Annotated in this window: 15 protein-coding genes and 2 pseudogenes; 6 read left to right on the plus strand and 11 right to left on the minus strand. The window is 64.3% G+C overall.

The features are described 5' to 3' along the window. Position 1: 1 nt before the first annotated feature. The 9 genes and pseudogenes from A6W98_RS07125 to A6W98_RS07155 all read right to left on the minus strand — a co-directional run bounded on the left by A6W98_RS07125 (position 2) and on the right by A6W98_RS07155 (position 8,948). Entirely contained in the window at positions 2–1,561 is a 1,560-nt protein-coding gene (locus A6W98_RS07125; protein ID WP_042459645.1) for a methyl-accepting chemotaxis protein, read from the minus strand. 1 nt (position 1,562) lies between these two features. Beyond that, positions 1,563–1,859: a hypothetical protein gene (locus A6W98_RS20955; RefSeq protein WP_052677963.1), complete on the minus strand. Its 297-nt coding sequence runs from the start codon at positions 1,857–1,859 to the stop codon at positions 1,563–1,565. Positions 1,860–2,040: 181 nt separating this feature from the next. Beyond that, positions 2,041–2,314 (minus strand): annotated as a pseudogene (locus tag A6W98_RS21880) (IS5/IS1182 family transposase); the annotation flags it as partial. Positions 2,315–2,358: 44 nt separating this feature from the next. Next, the gene (locus A6W98_RS07130; RefSeq protein ID WP_042459648.1) at positions 2,359–3,141 is read right to left on the minus strand and encodes an SDR family NAD(P)-dependent oxidoreductase; all 783 of its coding nucleotides are present in this window, start codon (positions 3,139–3,141) and stop codon (positions 2,359–2,361) included. A gap of 14 nt (positions 3,142–3,155) precedes the next feature. Continuing rightward, positions 3,156–4,472 (minus strand): TRAP transporter large permease, encoded by a 1,317-nt coding sequence (locus tag A6W98_RS07135; protein ID WP_042459650.1) that lies wholly within the window; start codon positions 4,470–4,472, stop codon positions 3,156–3,158. Between the two features lie 73 nt (positions 4,473–4,545). Next, positions 4,546–5,088: a TRAP transporter small permease gene (locus A6W98_RS07140; RefSeq protein ID WP_042459653.1), complete on the minus strand. Its 543-nt coding sequence runs from the start codon at positions 5,086–5,088 to the stop codon at positions 4,546–4,548. A gap of 4 nt (positions 5,089–5,092) precedes the next feature. Further along, the gene (locus A6W98_RS07145; RefSeq protein WP_042459654.1) at positions 5,093–6,178 is read right to left on the minus strand and encodes a C4-dicarboxylate TRAP transporter substrate-binding protein; all 1,086 of its coding nucleotides are present in this window, start codon (positions 6,176–6,178) and stop codon (positions 5,093–5,095) included. A 53-nt stretch (positions 6,179–6,231) separates the two neighbouring features. Further along, complete coding sequence (locus tag A6W98_RS07150) at positions 6,232–7,743, minus strand: class I adenylate-forming enzyme family protein (RefSeq protein WP_042459658.1); 1,512 nt, start codon at positions 7,741–7,743, stop codon at positions 6,232–6,234. Between the two features lie 29 nt (positions 7,744–7,772). After that, positions 7,773–8,948, minus strand: a complete 1,176-nt coding sequence (locus A6W98_RS07155) for a thiolase domain-containing protein (RefSeq protein WP_042459661.1) — start codon at positions 8,946–8,948, stop codon at positions 7,773–7,775. Between the two features lie 115 nt (positions 8,949–9,063). Here A6W98_RS07155 and A6W98_RS07160 point away from each other — a divergent pair, with 115 nt between their 5' ends. Next, complete coding sequence (locus A6W98_RS07160) at positions 9,064–9,630, plus strand: LuxR family transcriptional regulator (protein ID WP_052677964.1); 567 nt, start codon at positions 9,064–9,066, stop codon at positions 9,628–9,630. A 207-nt stretch (positions 9,631–9,837) separates the two neighbouring features. Then, positions 9,838–10,797 (plus strand): annotated as a pseudogene (locus A6W98_RS20960) (integrase core domain-containing protein). Between the two features lie 149 nt (positions 10,798–10,946). On the opposite strand, the gene A6W98_RS07170 reads toward A6W98_RS20960, so the two are convergent. Together A6W98_RS07170 and A6W98_RS07175 are read right to left on the minus strand one after the other, a co-directional pair. Continuing rightward, positions 10,947–11,693, minus strand: a complete 747-nt coding sequence (locus A6W98_RS07170; protein ID WP_052677966.1) for a response regulator transcription factor — start codon at positions 11,691–11,693, stop codon at positions 10,947–10,949. Continuing rightward, complete coding sequence (locus A6W98_RS07175) at positions 11,687–13,996, minus strand: ATP-binding protein (protein ID WP_168161821.1); 2,310 nt, start codon at positions 13,994–13,996, stop codon at positions 11,687–11,689. The genes A6W98_RS07170 and A6W98_RS07175 overlap by 7 nt, the downstream gene beginning before the upstream one ends. 311 nt (positions 13,997–14,307) lie before the next feature. Between A6W98_RS07175 and A6W98_RS07180 the strand changes: the two genes are divergently transcribed. Genes A6W98_RS07180 through A6W98_RS07195 form a run of 4 tightly spaced genes read left to right on the plus strand, consistent with a single transcriptional unit; the run spans position 14,308 to position 19,626 of the window. Beyond that, positions 14,308–17,040, plus strand: a complete 2,733-nt coding sequence (locus A6W98_RS07180; RefSeq protein ID WP_052677968.1) for a molybdopterin-dependent oxidoreductase — start codon at positions 14,308–14,310, stop codon at positions 17,038–17,040. A gap of 38 nt (positions 17,041–17,078) precedes the next feature. Continuing rightward, positions 17,079–18,056 (plus strand): selenate reductase subunit beta, encoded by a 978-nt coding sequence (locus tag A6W98_RS07185; protein WP_042459667.1) that lies wholly within the window; start codon positions 17,079–17,081, stop codon positions 18,054–18,056. A 10-nt stretch (positions 18,057–18,066) separates the two neighbouring features. Continuing rightward, complete coding sequence (locus A6W98_RS07190) at positions 18,067–18,819, plus strand: molecular chaperone TorD family protein (RefSeq protein ID WP_042459670.1); 753 nt, start codon at positions 18,067–18,069, stop codon at positions 18,817–18,819. A gap of 9 nt (positions 18,820–18,828) precedes the next feature. Further along, positions 18,829–19,626 carry a DOMON domain-containing protein gene (locus A6W98_RS07195; protein WP_042459673.1) on the plus strand — a complete coding sequence of 266 codons (798 nt, stop codon included), beginning with the start codon at positions 18,829–18,831 and terminating at the stop codon, positions 19,624–19,626.

The following is a 19,626-nucleotide window of genomic DNA, read 5'->3' on the forward strand; positions in this document are numbered from 1 at the left end:
GTTAGGAGATCTGGCAGAGAAGTGGCGCTGAATTCTCATTCTCGGCGGCATTTTGAAATTCCGCCACAATCTCGCTAAGCAAATTTGTTGCGGCGGTCAAAGCTGTCGTTGCAGCAGACGTTTCTTCAAACATTGCTGCATTCTGCTGTGTAAGCTGATCAAGCTCACCCATGGTATGTTTCAAATCGGCGATTCCTTGTGAGTGGGTCCCGACCGTCGATGCAATGTTCTGCATGGAGTCAGATGCCTTGCGCACCGCTTCTAGAACACCACGAAGGACGGTGCCGGCGTTGTCGACGAGTTCCACACCGTTTTGAACCTGCCGGGCGCTATCGTTTATGAGAGCACTGATTTCGCGGGCCGCATCCGAAGAACGGCCAGCAAGCGCACGAACTTCCGATGCGACAACAGCGAAGCCTTGACCGGCCGACCCCGCACGCGCGGCCTCGACCCCGGCATTGAGCGCAAGGAGGTTGGTCTGAAACGCTACGTCTTCAATCAAATCGACAACTGACAGGATCTGGCCTGAGCTGCTCCTGATTTGACCCATTGCGTCCAACGCACCGTCGACTACTTTCATGCCGTTTTCCGCATCGGCTCTCATCTCGGCCGTCGTCATCGCGACCTGCCGGGCGTCTTCTGATGCGGAGGACATGACCTCACTGATTGCATCAATACGCGAGGTCACACTTCCCAGAGCGTGCGCCTGATCCTCTGTCCGTTTGGCAAGTTTCTCGGATGCCGAGGCAATGTTTCTTGTATCCGACTTGATTGAATCCGCGTTTTCCTGGACGCTGAACATGGCGGCCGACAACGAGTTGACAGCGCTGTTGAATTCGTTCCGCAGCGGTTCGAACTGATCCGGAAAGATCGTCTCTATGCGTGTCGCAAGGTCCCCTTTGGCCAATTTGGTCAAAGCCGCGCTGAACCGCTCCATGACATTGAGCTGCTCGGCTTCCTTTTGGGTCAAATTCAGTTGCAGCTCTTGAGAGCTTGCCAACGCATCGGATAGCCTTGCTGCCTCTTGCTCGATCTGGTCACGCTGACTGAGCTGCATGCGCAAAAGGTAAAGCAGACCTCCGGTTTCGGCTACCCACACGGTGCCGTGTAGCGCCAGGCGCCCCAAATCAACCAGCAAGCCGCTACTCGGATAAATCAGCGTCGGCAGAAAAAACGTCAGCAGTGCGTGATGAACAATGACGATTCCTGAAGCGGAGAGAAGCGCCCGCTGGTCCTGCAGGATAACCAGTACCGCCAGCACGGCAAAATAGATCAGGTGGGAGTCAAGTTGCCAAGGGTTTCCGGCCAGTGCCGCAGTCAGCAGAGGCAATTGACCCATCGCACCAAGCGACACTGCGATCCGCGCCATACTCCCGCCACGGCGCTGAAGGCCGATGGTCACCGCGGCAATCGCGAGAGACATCGCCAGAAACGGCCACGGAGACAAGCCCGCCAACCAAGCACCGATCGCCGGAACGGGCGTTAGCAGAACGTTGAGATAGCCAATCAGGCGTAGACCTTTTGCCTGCGCAATTTCCAGGGAAGAGGTGGAATCGGCCATTTTAAACTCCACAAAGTTGCGCTGCGATCGCGCCGTCGAGGACCAACCATGCACCTTCGGTTTTCAGACGCTCGGGAAAGTCCTCTGGATGGTCGTCTGCAACGGCGAGCAGGGCGAACGGCGCGCGCGTCGGGCCGATGGGGCGTCCGCCCGCACGCCGCAGGATGTCAGGCAAGCCGTTCATGGGGCCGACAACAAGAAGTGTGGTCGCTGTTTGAATGGGACGACCAGTTAACGCCAATACGGGCGCCGCGACCAAGGGCCCCAGGATCAAACATATCATTGCGACGACGCGCATCACGACCTTCCCAAAAGAATCACTCGGTCTCTTAGAGATAGGGTCGTGTAATTACCTTGCGATTAACATTCTGCCTAGCAGGTCGTTGAAAAGGATCCGTTAGAGAAACACTTTCCACGGAATTGTCGATTTGTTTGCGAATTGGGGTCTCGGGTTCGGCCCGAATGCTCTCTTTTCGGCTTCAGGCAGCGAGCAGTTTCGGCAATCCTCGCGAGATTGCAGGTCGTCATCGAAAGCGTGAATCGGTCCCGTACGCGCTCGATGCCGCGATACATGGTCTGCGCCATGCCGCCGATGGCTTCGGCCAAGCCGAAGGGGTCCTCGAACTTCTTCCGGCGCCTCTCAGATTTCGCATAGTCTGGGTGCCGGCTGGTTCTGCCATCGATTGGGGAGTGGCGAGACTTCTGTGCGACAGGCAGTGTGAACGCCGTCTGGTGCAGCTCGGCGACAAAGCCGACGATGCCCCAGCCACGGCAACGCGCTATCGAAACTGCGCCATTCAAGTTTCTAGGTTACCGGTCTGCGTCATGCCAGATGCAACATAGCCGCCATCGACGGTTAGGACTTCGCCGTTTACATATGACGCTGCGGGGCTTGCAAGAAAAGCGACCGCTTCGGCGATATCCTCTGGCTGGCCACGACGGCGCGCCGGGATCATCTCCAGAACGCGCTTCCAGGTATCTTCGCTATAGGCCGCCAGCGTCATCGGGGTTTCGATAATTCCCGGCGCGATGGCATTTGCCGTGATGCTTCTGGAGCCCAGTTCCAAGGCAAATTGCCGTGTGAGACCGATGATCGCGGCCTTCGACGTCCCATAGGCGGTCCGTCCGACACCGGCGCGCAGACCGGAGATGGAGGCGATGTTTATGATCCGGCCATAACCGCGCTCTGCCATGCCGCGGGCGATATGCTGGCTCACCCGAAAGGTGCCGGTGACATTGACATCCATGATCCTGTTCCAGCTCTCGGGGGCGAAATCCAGAAGCGGCTCGACCAGGATGAGCCCGGCGCTGTTCACCAGAATGTCGATGGGACCAAGCTGCTCTTCGGCCTGTGCAACGACGCCTGGCAGAACGCCGGCATCCGCGACATCATGGGCAAGCGCGATTGCCTCCCCCCCTTGCGACCGGATCGCCTGCGCGACCTCTTCGGCCGCCTCGAACCTCAGGTCGGCCACGGCCACGCGGGCCCCGAGGGCCGCCAGCCGCAGGGCGCTGGCACGCCCGATGCCGGAGCCGCCGCCGGTGATGAAGGCGGTGCCGTAATCTGTGCGCTGTGTCATGGGGATCTCCTGTCTTATCGGGCCATCATCGTGTCGGGCAGCCAGGTGATGAGCGCGGGGAAGGCGAACAGCAGGACGATGGTCACCATCTCGATCGCAACGAACCAGAGTGCGCCCCGGAACACATCCGGCAGGGGCGTTTCGCGGTCGATGCCCGCGATCACGAAACAATTGAGGCCGACAGGCGGCGTGATCAGCCCGATCTCGCACATTTTCACGCAGAGAATGCCGAACCAGATCGGATCGAAGCCAAGCCCCGAGACCGTTGGAAACACGATGGGCAGGGTTATGACCATCATCGAGAAGGCATCGAGGAACATTCCGAGCGGGATATAGAGCAACAACAGCACGGCGACGATCAGATGGGGCGGGATGCCGCTTTCGGTGATGGTCTCGGCGATCATCTGCGGCACCTGAACGAGGGTCAGGAAAAAGCTGAAGATACCCGCGCCGATCATGGTGAAGAGGATCATCACCGTGGTGGTGGCCGTCGAGCGGAAGCTCTCGGACAGGTAGTGACCGAGATGCCCGCGCGCCGATTTCGCGAAGACCAGCATGAACAGGGCGGCCAGCGCACCTATGGCACCGGCTTCGGTCGGGGTGACGAGGCCAAGGTAAATCCCGCCCAGCACGATCGCGAACAGGACGACCACCTGCCAGGCCTGCGTCGTCGATGACAGCCTCTCCCCCCAGGAGGCCTTGGGCGCGCGGGTGGAATGGTGCTGCACCCGGCGGCCGATCAGGGCGACGCCGATCATGAAGGCGGCCGTGGTGATGAGGCCGGGGATGAACCCGGCGATCAGCATCTTGCCGGCAGAGACTTCGGTCAGGGCGGCGTAGAAGATCAACAGGACAGAGGGCGGGATCAGGACGCCCAGCACGCCACCAGCCGCCACCGCCCCGGCCGAAAGGCGCGGATCGTAGCCCTTTTCCTTCATTTCGGGGATGGCGACCGCCCCCACCGTGGCCGCCGTCGCCACCGACGAGCCCGAGGTCGCGGCAAAACCGGCAGAGGTCAGGATGCTCGCCATTGCCAGCCCGCCGCTCAGATGCCCGACCCATTTATTGGCGACATGGAACAGGCGTTTGCCGACCTGCGCATGATGCGCGAAGGCCCCCATGAGGATGAAAAGCGGGATGACCGTGAGCGCGTAGTTGGCGGTATGGCTGAAGGAGAAGGATTTCAGCCGCGCAAGCAGGAAGCCCAGGTTTTCCACCATGACGATGCCGAAGGCCCCCGAGAGCGCCAATGCGGCGAAGACCGGAGCGCCCAGGGCCATGAGGAAGAAGATCAGCCCGACGGCGAGCAGGGTGATGAGCGTCACATCCATTGTCGATGTCCTGTGAAATGCTGGGTCGCGATCCCGGTGACATGCCTCCGGGATCTCTCGGGCCGCGTCCTGCTCATTGCAGGGGCTTGTCTCCCGGGCCGGAGCGCAAGCTGTCGATATGCGGCAGCTCGATCTGCTTCAGCGCGATGCGCAGGCTGTGAAGGGCAGCTTGCAGCGCCGCAAACCAGAGCCCCCCGGCCACCGCGATCTTTGCCCACCAGATCGGCACCTGGAAATACCCCCAGCGGAACTCCCTGATCGAGAAGGAGTAAGCCGCCTCCTGTGTTGCGGGCCAGGCCAGCATCAGGAAGGTCAGGGCGGCAAACAGCCAGGCCAGTGCCGTGCATCCGCGCGAAAACGGCCCGGGCAGGGCATCGGTCATCATGGTGACCCGGATGTGACCGTCATCGAGCAGGGTCGCCCCCAGCCCCATGAAGACCACCATCACCATGGACATTTCCGTCATCTCGAAAAGCCCCGGCACGGCACGGCCGAAGGTGGCGCGGGCCACCACATCCACTGTGATGGCCACCATCATGAAGGCGAGGAACCCCAGCGCCACCCATGATGTGATCCGGGCAAGTCCGTCGAACAGGCGGTTCAGGCGTGCCAGCATCGACTTACAGGTCTGCCGCGATTTCGATCGGGCGCTTCATCGTTCCGGTGCCGGCGTGACGGGCGATCGCCTCTTCGACCACCGCCTGCATGGCCGCACCGTCGATCCCGTTGGGCCTGGCCACGGTCTCGATCCACTTGTCGACCTGTGCGGGCTGGACAAGCGCCTTGGTCTGCGCCTTTTCCTCGTCCGACAGGGAGGCGAACACCACGCCTTCGGCAACCGCCTTGCGAACGTAATCGGCCAGCACCTTGTTGTAGATTTCGGCAAATTTCCCGCCATACAGCTCATCGGCCAGATCGGTGCAGATCTGTTGCTGTTCGGCGGGCAGGCCCTCCCAGACGCGGCGGTTCATGATGGTGACGGCGGGGGCGTGCGGGCCGTCGCCGATATCGTAGAAATTCGGCGCGATCTCATGCAGCTTGTAGGCGACGGCGGTGACGAAATCGAAGCCGTAGACCCCGTCCAGAACCCCGCGTTCGAGCGCCTGATAGACCTCGCCCGCCGCCATCGGCACGGCAATGCCGCCGAGGCTTTCGATCACATCCGTGGCGACGCCGTAGCCGCGGATCTTCTTGCCCTTGATATCGGCGATGGAGCTGATCGGATCGCGCATCACCAGGGGCGCGTAATTCCAGTTGGTCCAGTAAAGCACCTTGCTGCGGTGGCGCTCTTCCCATTCCTGCCGCAGCGGCGCGAAATTCTCGTAGACATCGCGGCAGACGAGTTGCAGCTCATCGGCGCGGTCCATGCGGAAATACCACTCGAGGCCGCGCGTGACCGGCAGCTCGGCCTGGTAATAGCCCGGCGCGATCAGTGTCATTTCGCTGGTGCCGTCGCGCACCGCGCCCAGATGCTCGCCGACCCTGTTGAGGCTGCCGGCCCAGTAATACTTGATGCCGATGTCGCCATCGCTGCGCTTGGCGAGTTCCTCGAGGAACCAGCGGTCGACCCAGGACGGGCCGGCCGTCTCGCTGACATAGCTGTCGAATTTCAGCGAGGTCGCGGCATTGGCAAGCCCGGGCAGGCCCGAGATCAGCCCCGCCCCTGCGAAAGCCCCCGTCGATTTCAGAAAGTCACGTCTTTTCATGGGTGTCTCCTCCCTTTGGGCCGGGCTCCTCCTGCCCGGTATCGTTTCTCGGCCTATGCCGTGGCGGTCGCGGCGCCTTTGCCGGACCTCAGATCGGATTTCAGAACCTTGCCGTAGCTGTTCTTCGGAAGTTCCTCGACGAACAGGTAGCGCTTCGGCCGCTTGAAGGCCGCGATCTGCTGGCGGCACCAGCTGTCAAGCTCGGGCACGCTGGCGCTCTTGCCGGGTTCGAAGACGATATAGGCCACGACCTGCTCTCCCCAGTCGGGCTCCGGCTCGCCGATCACGGCAATTTCGAACACTGCCGGATGGGCCAGCAGCGCCTCCTCGACCTCACGCGGGTAGATATTGGTGCCGCCGGAGATGATCACGTCCTTGGAGCGGTCGGTCAGGTAAAGAAAGCCGTCCTCGTCGAGATGGCCGAGATCGCCGGTGCGAAGCCAGCCATCCTGCAGCGCCTGTGCGCTGGCCGCTTCGTTGCGCCAATAGCCCGTCATCACCGTCGGCCCCTGCACACAGATTTCTCCGGTATGACCGGGGGGCAAGGCGGTTCCGTCGGGGCCAAGAACGGCAAGTGTCACCGCCCCCTGCGCAATGCCGACCGAGGCGCGCCGCGCACGCCAGCGCGGGTGGGACTGATCGGCCACCAGATCACGCGGCAGCACGGAGATTGTCATCGGCGTCTCGCCCTGGCCGTAGATCTGCACGAAACGCGGTCCGAAACAGGCAAGCGCCTCGTCGATGTCATGGGCATACATCGGCCCGCCGCCATAGATGATCGTGCGGAAGCCGGTGCCGTCATGGCCCTGCTGTTTCGCCGTGGCGATCAGGCGCTTGACCATGGTCGGAGCGGCAAAGAACACGAGATTGCCGCGGGTCTTGGCAAGCGCGATGATCTCGTCGCTGTCGAAGCCATGGGAGGCGGGCACGAGATGTGCGCCTCCGGCACGGATTTGCGCGAACATGTAGAGCCCCGCGCCGTGAGACATCGGAGCGGCGTAAAGCATGTGATCCTCGGGCCGGGCGGTATCGACATCGAGCGCATAGCACAGGGTCATGTGCCGCAGATTGTCATGGCTGAGCATGACGCCCTTGGGGGTGCCCGTCGTGCCCGAGGTGTAGAACAGCCAGGCCAGGTCGCGATCTCCGACCCTGGCGGGCGGCACGATCTCCTTTGTGCCGGCGACGTGGCTGCCGAGCGCGACCTCGCGGATGTCCTGTCGATCGGCGAAGACCCTGCCGCTTTCGGTCAGGGTCAGGGCCGCGCCGGAATCGCGAATAATCCACTCGGCCTCGCGCGGATGCAGTTTGCAATTGACCGGCACGACGACGGCTCCGAGCCACCAGCAGGCATGCAGCAGTTCGATATATTCCGGGGTGTTCTTGGCAAAGATCGCAACCCGGTCGCCCTTTTCGATCCCGTGCACCGCCTGCATCCAGGCGGCCCGGTCGCAGGTCGCCTGCAGCAATGCGTGATAGGTCTGGCGCAGGCTGTCGCCCTCATAGAGCGCCGGGCGGGAAGGCCATGACAAGGCTGTCTGATATAGCCAGTTCGCGATGTTCATCGTCTTCGAAATCCTTGGAACGTCTGGTGTCAGGCGCGGTCGGCCTGCAGGATCGTGGCGTAATTGGCGACGGCGGCACCGCCCATGTTGAAGGTCAGCCCCCATTCCGCGCCCTTGCGCTGCATGTCGCCGGCGCGTCCGGTCAGTTGCCGGAACGCCAGGGCATTCATCGACACGCCGGTCGCGCCCACCGGGTGCCCCTTGGCCTTGAGCCCGCCAGAGAGGTTCACGGGGGTACGGCCATCGGCATGGACCCTGCCGTCATCGAGAGCGCGCGCGCCCTGGCCTTTCGGTGCAAGCCCCATGGCCTCGTAGATGAGCAGTTCCGCCGGGGTGAAGCAGTCATGGACCTCCGCGAAATCGAGATCGTCGACAGTGATGCCCGCGGTTTCATAGGCGCGGCGAATGGCGCGTTCCGGCCCCTCGAAAGCGACGAAATCCCGGCGGCTCATGGGCAGGTAATCGGAAACATGTTCGGCGGCGGCGATCCGCACGCGGGCGGTGGCGTCCCGGGCATGGGCGTCCGCCGCACTCAGGACGATGGCGGCGGCACCATCCGTCACCAGCGAGCAATCGCTCAGCCGCAAGGGGGGCGCGATCAGCGGGTTCTTGTCGCTCACCTCGCGACAGAACTCGTGGCTCAGCGGCTTGTGCATATGCGCCAGAGGGTTCTTCATCGCGTTTTCATGGTTCTTCGCCGCGATCCGCGCCATGGCGTCCATCGGATCGCCGTAGCGGTCGGCATATTGCCCGGCGGCGATGGCGAAGACCTGCGGAAAGCTCAGCGCCGCTTCCGCTGCGTCGTTCTGATACCCGGCTCCGGCCAGCGCGGCGGTGACATCGGCGGTCGGGCGATGGGTCATCTTCTCGGCGCCGACGACGAGGACGTTGCGGGCGCGTCCGGCGGTAATGGCATTCAGCCCGGCATGAAGCGCGGCGGCACCAGAGGCGCAGGCGTTCTCGCAGCGCGTCGCCGGTTTGAACCGCAGCTCGGGATGCGCCTGCAAGATCAGCGAGGAGGCAAAGCCGTCCGGCACCAACCCGGAATTGAAATGGCCGAGGAAGACGGCATCGATGTCCGCCGGCGGGATCCGAGCCTCTTCCAGCGCCTCGCGCGCCGCCTCTACGATCATACCCTCAAGCGTGTCTTCGAGCCGTCCGAAACGGGTGTGGCCGGAGCCGGTGATAAAGATGTCCTGCGTCATGTGTCGTCCTCCAGCCCCGACAGTGATGTGAAAAACGCATGGCAGATATTGGTGAAACTACGTAGAAATATACGTATCACTTACGTAGATGCAGATGCAGCGAAGGGGGCGACCGATGGCTTACGACCAGATATCCGACGCAGATCTCAACCTTACCGGCTTCATGGATGCGCCCATCGGTCTGATGGTGTTGTCGAACCGGGTGATCCAGCGAATCAATACCGAGATCGAACGGATCTTCGGCTGGACCCGCGACGAGCTGGAGGGCCGGTCGATCCGGGCGCTCTACCCCTCGAGCGTGGATTACGAGAAGACCGGCTCACGCTGGCGGCGCTGGCTTGACGAGCGTCCACGCTATACCGACGAGCGCTTCATGCAGTGCCGCAGCGGAGAGATCATCTGGACGCGGGCGTCCGGGCGGACCCTGACCCCGGGGGATCCCTTTCGGCTCATGGTCTGGACCTTCGAACATCTCGAGAACCGTCCGCCGAATTCGGCCACGCTGACCCCCCGCGAACGCGAGGTCGCGCGCTACATCGTGAATGGCTACACCAGCAAGGAAACAGGCCTTGCCATGGGCATCTCGCCACGGACGGTCGAAGTGCATCGCGGCTCGGTGATGAAAAAGCTGGGCGTGCAGAATGCAGCCGAGCTCGTAGCGAAAATGATCGTGCAAAACTGAACCCGACAGGGCGTTGTTGCGCAAATCAGCGTACGGGCTAAGGGTCCGCTTTCGCGTGGCGCTTCAGGTGATAGCCTCAATCTCGGCCCTTCCGAGGGCCGAGAAGCGGTTCATGAATGAGCCATGTCGCGCCATTGGTCCGATTGACCTGCCACGGGATTTTTCCTCCATCGTCGATTAGAGACTGGCTCAACTTGAGGACGGACAATGAAGCGAACGAGATTCACGGACGAGCAGGTCATCGGCATCCTGGCCGAGCACGAGGCAGGCGCGAAGTGTACCGACCTGTGCCGCAGTTCAAGCGTCGAGCAAACCGTCCGGAGGACCGTTTGTAGCGTCGAACAGCATGTCGGAGGGCACCTTACTACAACTGGAAGGCCAAGTTCGGCAGCATGACGGTATCGGAGGCCAAGCGGCTGAAGGTGCTCGAGGATGAGAACGCGAAGCTGAAGCAGATGCTGGATCTGGCTGCGATGAAGGACCTGGTTGCAAAAAAGTGATAGAGTCCGCCGTGAAGCGCGAAGCGGTCGCATACCTTCGGGCCAGTCACGTTCTGTCGGAGCAGCGGGCCTGTCGGATCGTTGGCGCGGATCGCAAGATGCTCCGCTATCAGGCGCAACGTGCTCCGGACACGGAGCTGCGATATCGTATTCGTGAGTCGGCCAATGAACGTCTGCGATTCGGCTAGCGGCGTCTGTTCGTGCTGCTGCGCCGCGAGGGCGCGCCTTCTGGCATCAATCGAATCCACCGGCTCTACCGCGAGGAAGGCCTGACGGTGCGCAAGAGAAAGGTGCAGCGCAAGGCCGTCGGGACACCGGCGCCAATCCTGGTCAAGGCGCGTGCGAACGCGCGCCGGTCGCTGGATTTTGTCCATGACCAGTTCGTCAACGGTCAGCGCTTCGGAGTGCTCAACGTGGTCGACGACGTCACTCGTGAATGCTTCGTAGCGATCCGTCGACCGCATGGGTCGATCCTCGATCTCGGGGCGCCGGGGGTCGCGTGAACTGACGGCGCTGCGACGCTCACCGTCGAGAGTCTCAATGGGCGGATGCGCGACGAGTGTTTCAACGAAACCAAGTGGCACATGCGCGGGTTGTGATCGCCGCCTGGGCAACGGACTACAACACCGAACGCCCGCATTCGGCCTTGGACTACCGGCCCCCATGACTGCGATATCCGAGGCCTTCGCTCTCTCAGGCCGCTTCCGTCAGTGCCTCACAGCGGCATATCCGCGTGGCAGGCCGGAGGATATTTTCACCTGATTGCAACCGCACGCGGAGGGGGCGCGCCGTCCCTGGCTTCGGGGGCGGGCGCGCTCAGGACGACCGTGTCGAGGCCGTCTGGCCGCCGGTTTCCTCGTCCGCATCGCAGAAGCAATAACCGTCGCCATGCACAGTGACGATCCAGCGCGGGTTCTTCGGGTCGTCCTCGATGCGCTTTCTCAGCCGCGCGACCAGCACGTCTATGGCGCGATCTTCATAGCTCCAGTCGCGGCCGCAGATGCGTGGCGTCAGGCGCTCGCGCTCCAGGACTTCGCCGGCATGGGTCAGGAATATGGCGAGCAGGCGCGTCTCGGACGGGCTCAGGCGCAAGGTCCGGTTGCCGAGCGACAGCGTGCGCGTCGCCGGATGCAGGCGGAACGGGCCGCGCGTGATCGGGCCGTCCATCGCCACGTCGAGCGAGCGCCGTCCCGAGGCGAGGAGGTTGCGGATGCGCAACCGGATCTCGTTGGCGTTGAAGGGTTTCGAGATGTAGTCGACGGCGCCGAGGCCGATCCCCAGCATGCGGTCCTGCTCGTCGCGCATCACCGAGAGCACGATGATCGGGCAGCGGCAGCTTTCCTGGACCCGCCGGATCAGCAGCAGACCGTCGCCGTCCGGCAGGCGCCGGTCCAGAAGCACCAGATCCCAGGCCGCGTTGCGGATCGCGGCCCGCGCCTCGTCCGAGGTCCGTGCCTCGCCGACATGGTGGCCGGCCTCGCCCAGGATCCCGCGCAGCATGGCGCGCGTGACGGCATCGTCGTCGACGATCAGGATCCGGCTGCGCGCGGGCGTCATCAGCATGGGTGCGCCTTCGCCAGTCCGGAGGCGCGCGCCGGTGCCGTGTCGAGCAGCGGCATGAGACGGCGGCGCCACAGGCCCAGATCGGCGGCCGGGGGATGGCGGCGGCAGCGTGTCTCGCAGGCCGCCAGCTCTTCGGCCAGGTCGACGAAGCCGAGCGTCGTGCAGCTGCTGGCCATGCGGTGCGCGATCTCGGCCGCCTCCTGGCCGTTGGCGGTGTCGAAGGCGCGCAGGAGCGCCGCGCGGTCGCTGCCCCATTGGGTTTCGAAGGCGCTTACCATGGTCCGCAGGATGCCCGGAGAGACGCCGTCGAGATCATGCGCCGCCTGCCTTGGGGGGCCGCTGTCCTGTCCCGCGCCGGTCAGCGCCTTGCGCAGCGCATCGGATGTGGCGGGTTTCGCCACCACCGCGTCGAAGGCGCTGCGGCCCCCGGAAATCAGCTCGGCATTGGCGGTCAGCGCGACCGCCCGGCGACCGGCCCCCATCCTGCCGCGCTGCGCGAGCTTGGCCAGAAGGTCGATGCCGTCGCCGTCGGGCAGGTGGTAGTCGATGAGGAAGACGTCGAACTCCCGATCGGCGACGCGATCCAGCGCCGTCCGGATCGAGGCCGCCTCGGCGGGCTCGGCGCCGAGGCGGCGCAGATGCTCGACCGTGACGAAGCGGCTGATGGCATCGTCATCCACGATCAGACAGCGCAGGCCCGTGATCGCGTCGGCCGGGTCGTCGGAGGCGAGGGCCGCGGGCACGGACGGGCGCCGGGCCGCGACCAGCGGGATCTCGAACCAGAAGGTCGCGCCGGTCCGGCGGTTGCAGAACCCGATCTCGCCCTCCATCGCGGTGACCAGCCGCCGGCAGATCGCAAGCCCGAGGCCCGAGCCCGAGGTCTCGCCCTGGCCGGGCGTGGTCGCGCCGAACGGCTCGAACAGGGTCTGGGCCACGTCGGGCGCGATACCGGCGCCGCCATCGCGCACCTCGAACCGCAGCCCCGGCCTTCGCCCCGTGGCGGCGCGGCACCTTATGGCAAGGGTGATGTCGGTGCGGGTGTGGCGGACGGCGTTCGAGATGAGGTTGGTCAGGACCTGCTGTGCCATCTCCCAGTCGATGTCGATCCAGGCAGGCAGGCGGGTCGTGGTCTCGATGCGGAAGTCGACGCCGGCATTGCGCGCCAGCGTCGTCGCGAAGCGGGCATAATCGTCAAGCACGGCGCGCAGGTCGACGACACGCGGCTTGGGCGCGGGCGGCCGGGCTTCGAGGCGCGAATAATCCAGCACCTTGTTCAGGGTCTGCAACAGATGCCGGCCGGTGACCTGGATCGCATCGCGATAGATCCCGATCCGTTCGGGATCGGAATCGCGCAACAGCTCGGCCGCGCCCAGAACGCCATGCAGCGGTGTGCGGATCTCGTGGCTCATCGTGGCGAGGAATTGCGACATGGCACGCTGCGCCCGCATCGACTCGTCGGTCGCGCGGCGGTGTTCGGTCACGTCGTGCAGGATCGCGACATAGCCGAGCCGCAGGTTCTGCACCGCGTCGTGGATCTGACGCACCCGCACGTCGAAGCAGAGCCGCCCCATGCGCGTGTCGATCCAGAGCGCGTCGCAGCCTTCGGGGTTTTCGCAGTTCCAGAGATCGAGGTCGCGCAGCGCCCGTTCCAGCGGCGCCTTTCGCGCCCGCATGGTGCTGAGATAGACGATCTCGCCCGCGCCGGCCTCGCCCACGAAAAGCTCGGCCGCCGCCTGGTTGCCAGTGATCAGCCGCCGTTCCCGGTCGAGCAGGAAGGCCGGATCGCGCAGGCTTTCGAACACCGCGAAGTAGCGGTCCTTTTCAAGCGTGACGGCGCGGTTGCGGGATTGCATGTCGCGCAGCCGCGTGTCGTCCCCGCAATCCGCCCAATGCGCCGCGATGCCGAGTTCCGCCAGATCGAAGAAGCCGCGCACCCGGTCGGCGAGTTCGGCCGCCCCGGCCGTATTCGCGTCCGCGCCCAGAACCTCCAGATAGATCTCGCGGAAATGCTTGAGGAACCCCAGGTAATGCTGCAGCGACACGCCGTGGGCGCGATGCCGGATCGCCACCTCGCGCAGCCGTGCGAAGCGGGGATCAGCCGCATAGTCGATCCGGGCATGCGGACCGTCCGAGGCGGCCTGGCCCTCGGGCAGGTAGGCGCCGAGGCTCTCGCTTACCGCGGCCACGGCCTCCTCCCAGGCGGCGCGGATGGTCGTGGTGAAGCGCGCATAGCCTTTCGCCCTGGCCCGCCTGATCGCGGCATCGACAAGGCTCTCGCTGATCTGCGCAAAATCCGCACACAATTGATCCGTGCGCGGCGTCGGTCCGATTTCCCGCGGCATGGCACCATCCGGGGCCGATTGCGGCACTTTCCCTCCTCGGAACGCGGCCCCGTTCTCCTCCCGCGTCGAGGATAGGCCGAGGTCTGGCGATGCGGCAAGCACGCAATCGAAAACTGTTACAAGTCACCCACGAATTTCTACATCTCCTCAAACACCGCGGCCCCGTCCCCGCTCTAGGCTCGATGCGAAGCCGAAACGACATAAGCCCCGCGCCATGAACAAGAAACCGGCCCTGAGGCCGGACCGGCGCGGAGCAGCAAGGGAGGGGATCGATGCTTCGTACCACGCGCCGCACCTTGATGCAGGGAGCGTCCCTTGTGGGCGCCGGGCTTTTCGCGGCAGGCCGCGGCTGGGCGCTGAACCGGCTTGAACCCATCGACGACACGCTGGCCGAGGAATATCCCTACCGCGACTGGGAGGATCTCTACCGCAACGAGTTCACCTGGGATTACGTCGGCAAGGCGGCCCATTGCATCAACTGCCTCGGCAATTGCGCCTTCGACATCTACGTCAAGGACGGCATCGTCATCCGCGAAGAGCAGCTTGCCAAATATCCCCAGATCAGCCCGGACATTCCCGACGCCAACCCGCGCGGCTGCCAGAAGGGCGCGATCCATTCCACCTCGATGTACGAGGCCGACCGGCTGCGCTATCCGATGAAGCGGGTCGGCGCGCGCGGCGAGGGCAAGTGGCAGCGCATCAGCTGGGACCAGGCGACCGAGGAGATCGCCGACAAGATCATCGACATCTACGAGAAATACGGCCCCGGCAAGCTGATGACCCATACCGGCTCGGGCAACATGTCGATGATGCGCATGGCCGCGCCCTACCGCTTTGCCTCACTGGTCGGGGGCGTGCAGCTCGACATCTTCACCGATGTGGGCGACCTCAACACGGGCGCGCATCTGGCCTATGGCAACGCGCTCGAAAGCTTTACCTCGGATGCCTGGTTCGGCGCCGACTATATCATGTTCCTGCTGTTCAATCCGGTCGCCACCCGGATCCCGGACGCCCATTTCCTGTGGGAGGCGAAGTGGAACGGCGCCCGCGTCGTGTCGGTCGCGCCCGACTACAACCCGTCCTCGATCCATTCCGATCTGTGGATGCCGATCAAGCAGGGCGCCGACCCGTTCCTGGCGATGTCGATGGTCAATGTCATCATCGAGGGCAAGCTCTACAACGAAGCCTTCATGAAGGAGCAGACCGACCTGCCGATCCTGGTGCGCAGCGATAACGGGATGCTCCTGCGCGAGGCCGATCTGGAGGAAGGCGGCTCGGACCAGGTGTTCTATCACTGGGACAGCCGGACCGGCGCGGCGGTCAAGGTCAAGGGCTCGATGGGTTCGGAGGAAAAGACCCTCGTTCTGGGCGATGTCGATCCGGCGCTCGAGGGCAGCTTCGAGGTGGGCGGAATCCCGGTCACGACGGTGTTCGAGAAGGTCCGGGCCGAGGCCGCCAAATACCCGCCCGAAGAGACCGCTGCGATCACCGGGATCGGTCCCGGGGTGGTGCGCGCCGAGGCCGAGACCTTTGCCCGGGCCAAGAAGGCGCTGCTGATGACCGGCTTCAATATCGGGCGCTATTCGAACGGCATCTATACGAGCTGGGCGCTGACGCTGATGCTGGCGCTGACCGGCCATGGCGGCCGGACCGGCGGGCTGGACACCTCCTGGATCGCATGGAACCAGCCCGCCTTGCTTGAGCTTGCGTTTTTCGACTTCAAGAAGCTGCCGCGGCTGGAGGCCGGGGGGCTGGGCGAATTCGTGCGCGGCGGCATGATGGAGCATTCGCGCCAGCACTACGACAACGACAAGCTCAAGGCGCGCACCGGCTTCGATCTCGACGAGTTGCAGGAGATGATCGACGAGTCGATCGATGCCGGCTGGATGCCCTATTACGGCGACATGAAGGGGCTGATCTCGATCGCCGACAACAAGTTCCGCCGCAACAAGAATGCCGAGGCCTATCGCGAGCGCATCCTCGAAGAGGTCGAGGAATTGTTCGTCGATATCAATGTGCGGATGGATTCGACCGCGCAATGGGCCGATTACCTGCTGCCCGCCGCCGCGCATTACGAGGCCTGGGATCTGCGCTCGATCGCCTTCCACCGCTTCGTCAACGTCTTTTCCCGGCCGGTGCCGCCGATCGGCGAGGCGAAGTCGGACTGGGAGATCATGGAGATCCTGACCCGGAAGATCCAGGAGCGCGCCATCGCCCGCGGCATCACCGGATACGAGGATGGCGATGTCACCCGCGACTTTGCCACCATCCACGACGATTACACGATGGACGGCACGCTGATGACCGACCATGACGTCGTCAGCTGGCTGGTCGAGAACGGCCCCGAATTCGCCGGCGCGACGCTGGAGGAAGGGGTCGAGCGCGGGTTCTTCGTGATGGGCGAGGATGCGGGCCCGACGCAGAAGCTGCGCCCAAGCGAGCCCTATCACGCCTTCCTGCAGCAGACCGAGGGCAAGGAGCCCTACAAGACGATGACGGGGCGGATCACCTTCTTCGTCGATCATCCCCGCTTCGTGAGGCTCGGCGCGACGGTGCCGACGGCCCGCCATCACGCCGGACGCGACGCCTCGAACTATCCGCTGAACTTCTTCTCCCCGCATACCCGCTGGGGCATCCATTCGAACTGGCGGAGCAACAAGTTCATGCTGCGCCTGCAGCGGGGGGAGCCGAACATCTATATCAGCCCGCAGCTTGCCGCGGCCAAGGGCATCGCCGACGGCGCACAGGTCCGCGTCTTCAACGAGCTGAGCTTCTTCTTCGCGCAGGCCAAGTTCTACCCCAGCCTGCCGCCCGATACGATCATGATGGAGCATGGCTGGGAGCCGCACCAGTTTCCGAACTGGCGCCCGATGAATGTCTGCATGGCGACGCTGTTGCAGCCGCTGGAGCTGGTGGGGGGCTGGGGACACCTGAACTTCTCGCTCTGGCACTGGAACGCCAACCAGCTTGCCCATGAAAGCAGCGTCGACATCGAACCCGCCTGATCCAGGCGCGCGCAACCTACGGGACTGAGTGAACCGATATGGTAAAACGTCAAATCAGCATGGTCCTCGACCTCAACAAGTGCATCGGCTGCCAGACCTGCACTTCGGCCTGCAAGCTGCAATGGACCAACCGAAACGGCCGCGAATACATGTACTGGAACAATGTCGAGACCCATCCGGGGCCCGGCTATCCGCGCAACTACGAACATTCGGGCGGCGGCTTCGACGAGGAGGGCGCGCTGAAGATCGGCATCACGCCCTCGGCCGAGGATTACGGCATCCCCTGGGAATACAATTACGAAGAGGCGCTGATGACCGGGACCGATCCCTGGCTGCGCCCGAACGTCAAGCCCACCTGGGGCGCCAACTGGAACGAGGACGAGGGCCGGGGTGAATACCCCAATTCCTACTATTTCTACCTGCCCCGGATCTGCAACCACTGCGCCAATCCGGGCTGTCTGGCGGCCTGCGCGCGCAACGCCATCTACAAGCGGCAGGAGGACGGCATCGTTCTGGTCGACCAGGAGCGCTGCCGCGGCTATCGCTACTGCATCACCGCCTGCCCCTACAAGAAGGTCTATTTCAACGAGCAGATCTCGAAGGCGGAGAAATGCATCTTCTGCTATCCGCGGATCGAGAAGGGCCTGCCCACCGCCTGCGCCAAGCAATGCGTCGGCCGCATCCGCTTCATCGGCTATCTCGACGACGAGGCGGGGCCCGTGCACCTGCTGGTCGAGCGCTACAAGGTGGCGATCCCGCTGCATCCCGAATGGGGCACCAAACCCAGTGTCTTCTACGTGCCGCCGCTGGCGCCGCCCCGGATCGGCGATGACGGCGAACCGACCGAGGAGACGCGGGTGCCTCTCGCCTATCTCAAGGAGCTGTTCGGCGAGGCGGTCGTGCCCGCGCTTGCGACGCTGAAGACCGAGCGCGCCAAGAAGCAGTCGGGCGCCGAAAGCGAGCTGATGGACACGCTCATCGGCTATCGCCACCCCGAAATGTTCAAGCTGAGCTGACGGGCCCATCATGACCGCACAGACCCGCCGCCCCCCGACCCATGACGATGCCCTGGCGCGCGCCCGCGCCGGGGAAAGCCTCTGGCGCCTCGGCGCGCTGGCCTTCGGCCATCCGGTCGAGGAATTCCACCGGGCGCTGCTCGACGGCAGCTTCCACGAGGCCGTCGATGCCGCCTGGTCGGCGCTGACCGGCCGGCCCTGGCCGCGCGAGGCGCCCCCGCCGCGCTTTGCCGATCTCGAGGCGGGCTATATCGCCGCCTTCGAGCATGGCCGGGGCGGCAAGCGGCTGGCCTCGCTTCTGGCCGGCGAGCACAAGGACTTGCTGGCCGGGCAGGCCCGCCCCGCCTTCATGTTGAACGTCGCCGCCTTCTATCGCCATTTCGGACTGAGGCAGGCGACGGCCGACGAGGGCCGCGTGGACGAGCCCGACCATCTTGCCTGTCTGCTCGAATTCATGGCGGTCCTGTCCCATCTCGAGGCCGCCGCGATCACCGGCGGCAGGGACCCGGGCCCGGTCCGCCGCGCCGCGCGCGATTTCCTGGTGCGCTATGTCGAGCCGATGCTGGCACTCATCGCGACAGCGCTCCGAAGACCGTCCGAGCCGCCGCTCGATGCGACGCTGGTCCGGCTGACCCGGGATCTGCACGGCTTTGCCGAAAGCCGGATCGCCGAGCTCGCCGCGCAGGTGGGACCTTACCGCTCGGCCGAGGCGCGGTCCGATGCCGCGCCCGATGCGGCCGCACATCAAAATCTCTGGGGATAGGAGGTGAGCATGCCCGGATTTCGGTTCTTCCTTGCCGCGACGGCGGCATTTCTGGCGACCTCCCCGGCGCTGCCGCTTTCTGCCGATAGCCTGAATGCGGGGAATATCCGGCTGATCGAACCCGGAGAGACAGTGCCTGTCATAAAGATCCCCGACGGCATCTATCTGCGCACGCCCAACGACCCCGATGACATCATCTGGGCGCGGGTGCCCGAGTTTCGGGTCGAGATGGTGATGGCGCCGCCGGTCCATCCTTCGGTCGGGCTGCGCTATCGCGACGAGTATCCGGAACAGGATCTGGTGGTACAGCTCGCGCGGACCTCGGAGCGCTTTTACGTGCGCCTCCGCTGGGTCGATCCGACCCGGGACATGTCGACCCTGCGGGACAGGTTCCGCGATGGCGCGGCCATCGAATTCTCGGAGTCCGATGACAGCGTGTCCTACATGATGGGGACGGATGCCGAGAGCCCGGTGAATATCTGGTATTGGCACCCCGACGGCGATCGCGTGGAATCGCTTGCGGCCGGCAGCCCGGGCAGCCTGACCCGGCTGGACCGGCAGCCGGTGACCGGGGCAAGCGAATATCGCGCCGGGCACGGTCCCGACGACAGTCAGTGGATCGTGGTCATGTCGCGGCCGCTTGCCAGCGAGGGCGATCATCAGGTCAGCTTCGAGCGCGACACGATCCCGGTGGCCTTCGCGCTCTGGCAGGGGGCCGACGCGCAGCGCGACGGGCTGAAGCTCGTCTCGCTGAACTGGATATTCGCGCGGATGACACCCGATGCCGCGCCCGCGCCGGGGAACTGA

Origin of the sequence: Rhodovulum sulfidophilum DSM 1374, from assembly GCF_001633165.1 — a bacterium.
Classification (GTDB): domain Bacteria; phylum Pseudomonadota; class Alphaproteobacteria; order Rhodobacterales; family Rhodobacteraceae; genus Rhodovulum; species Rhodovulum sulfidophilum.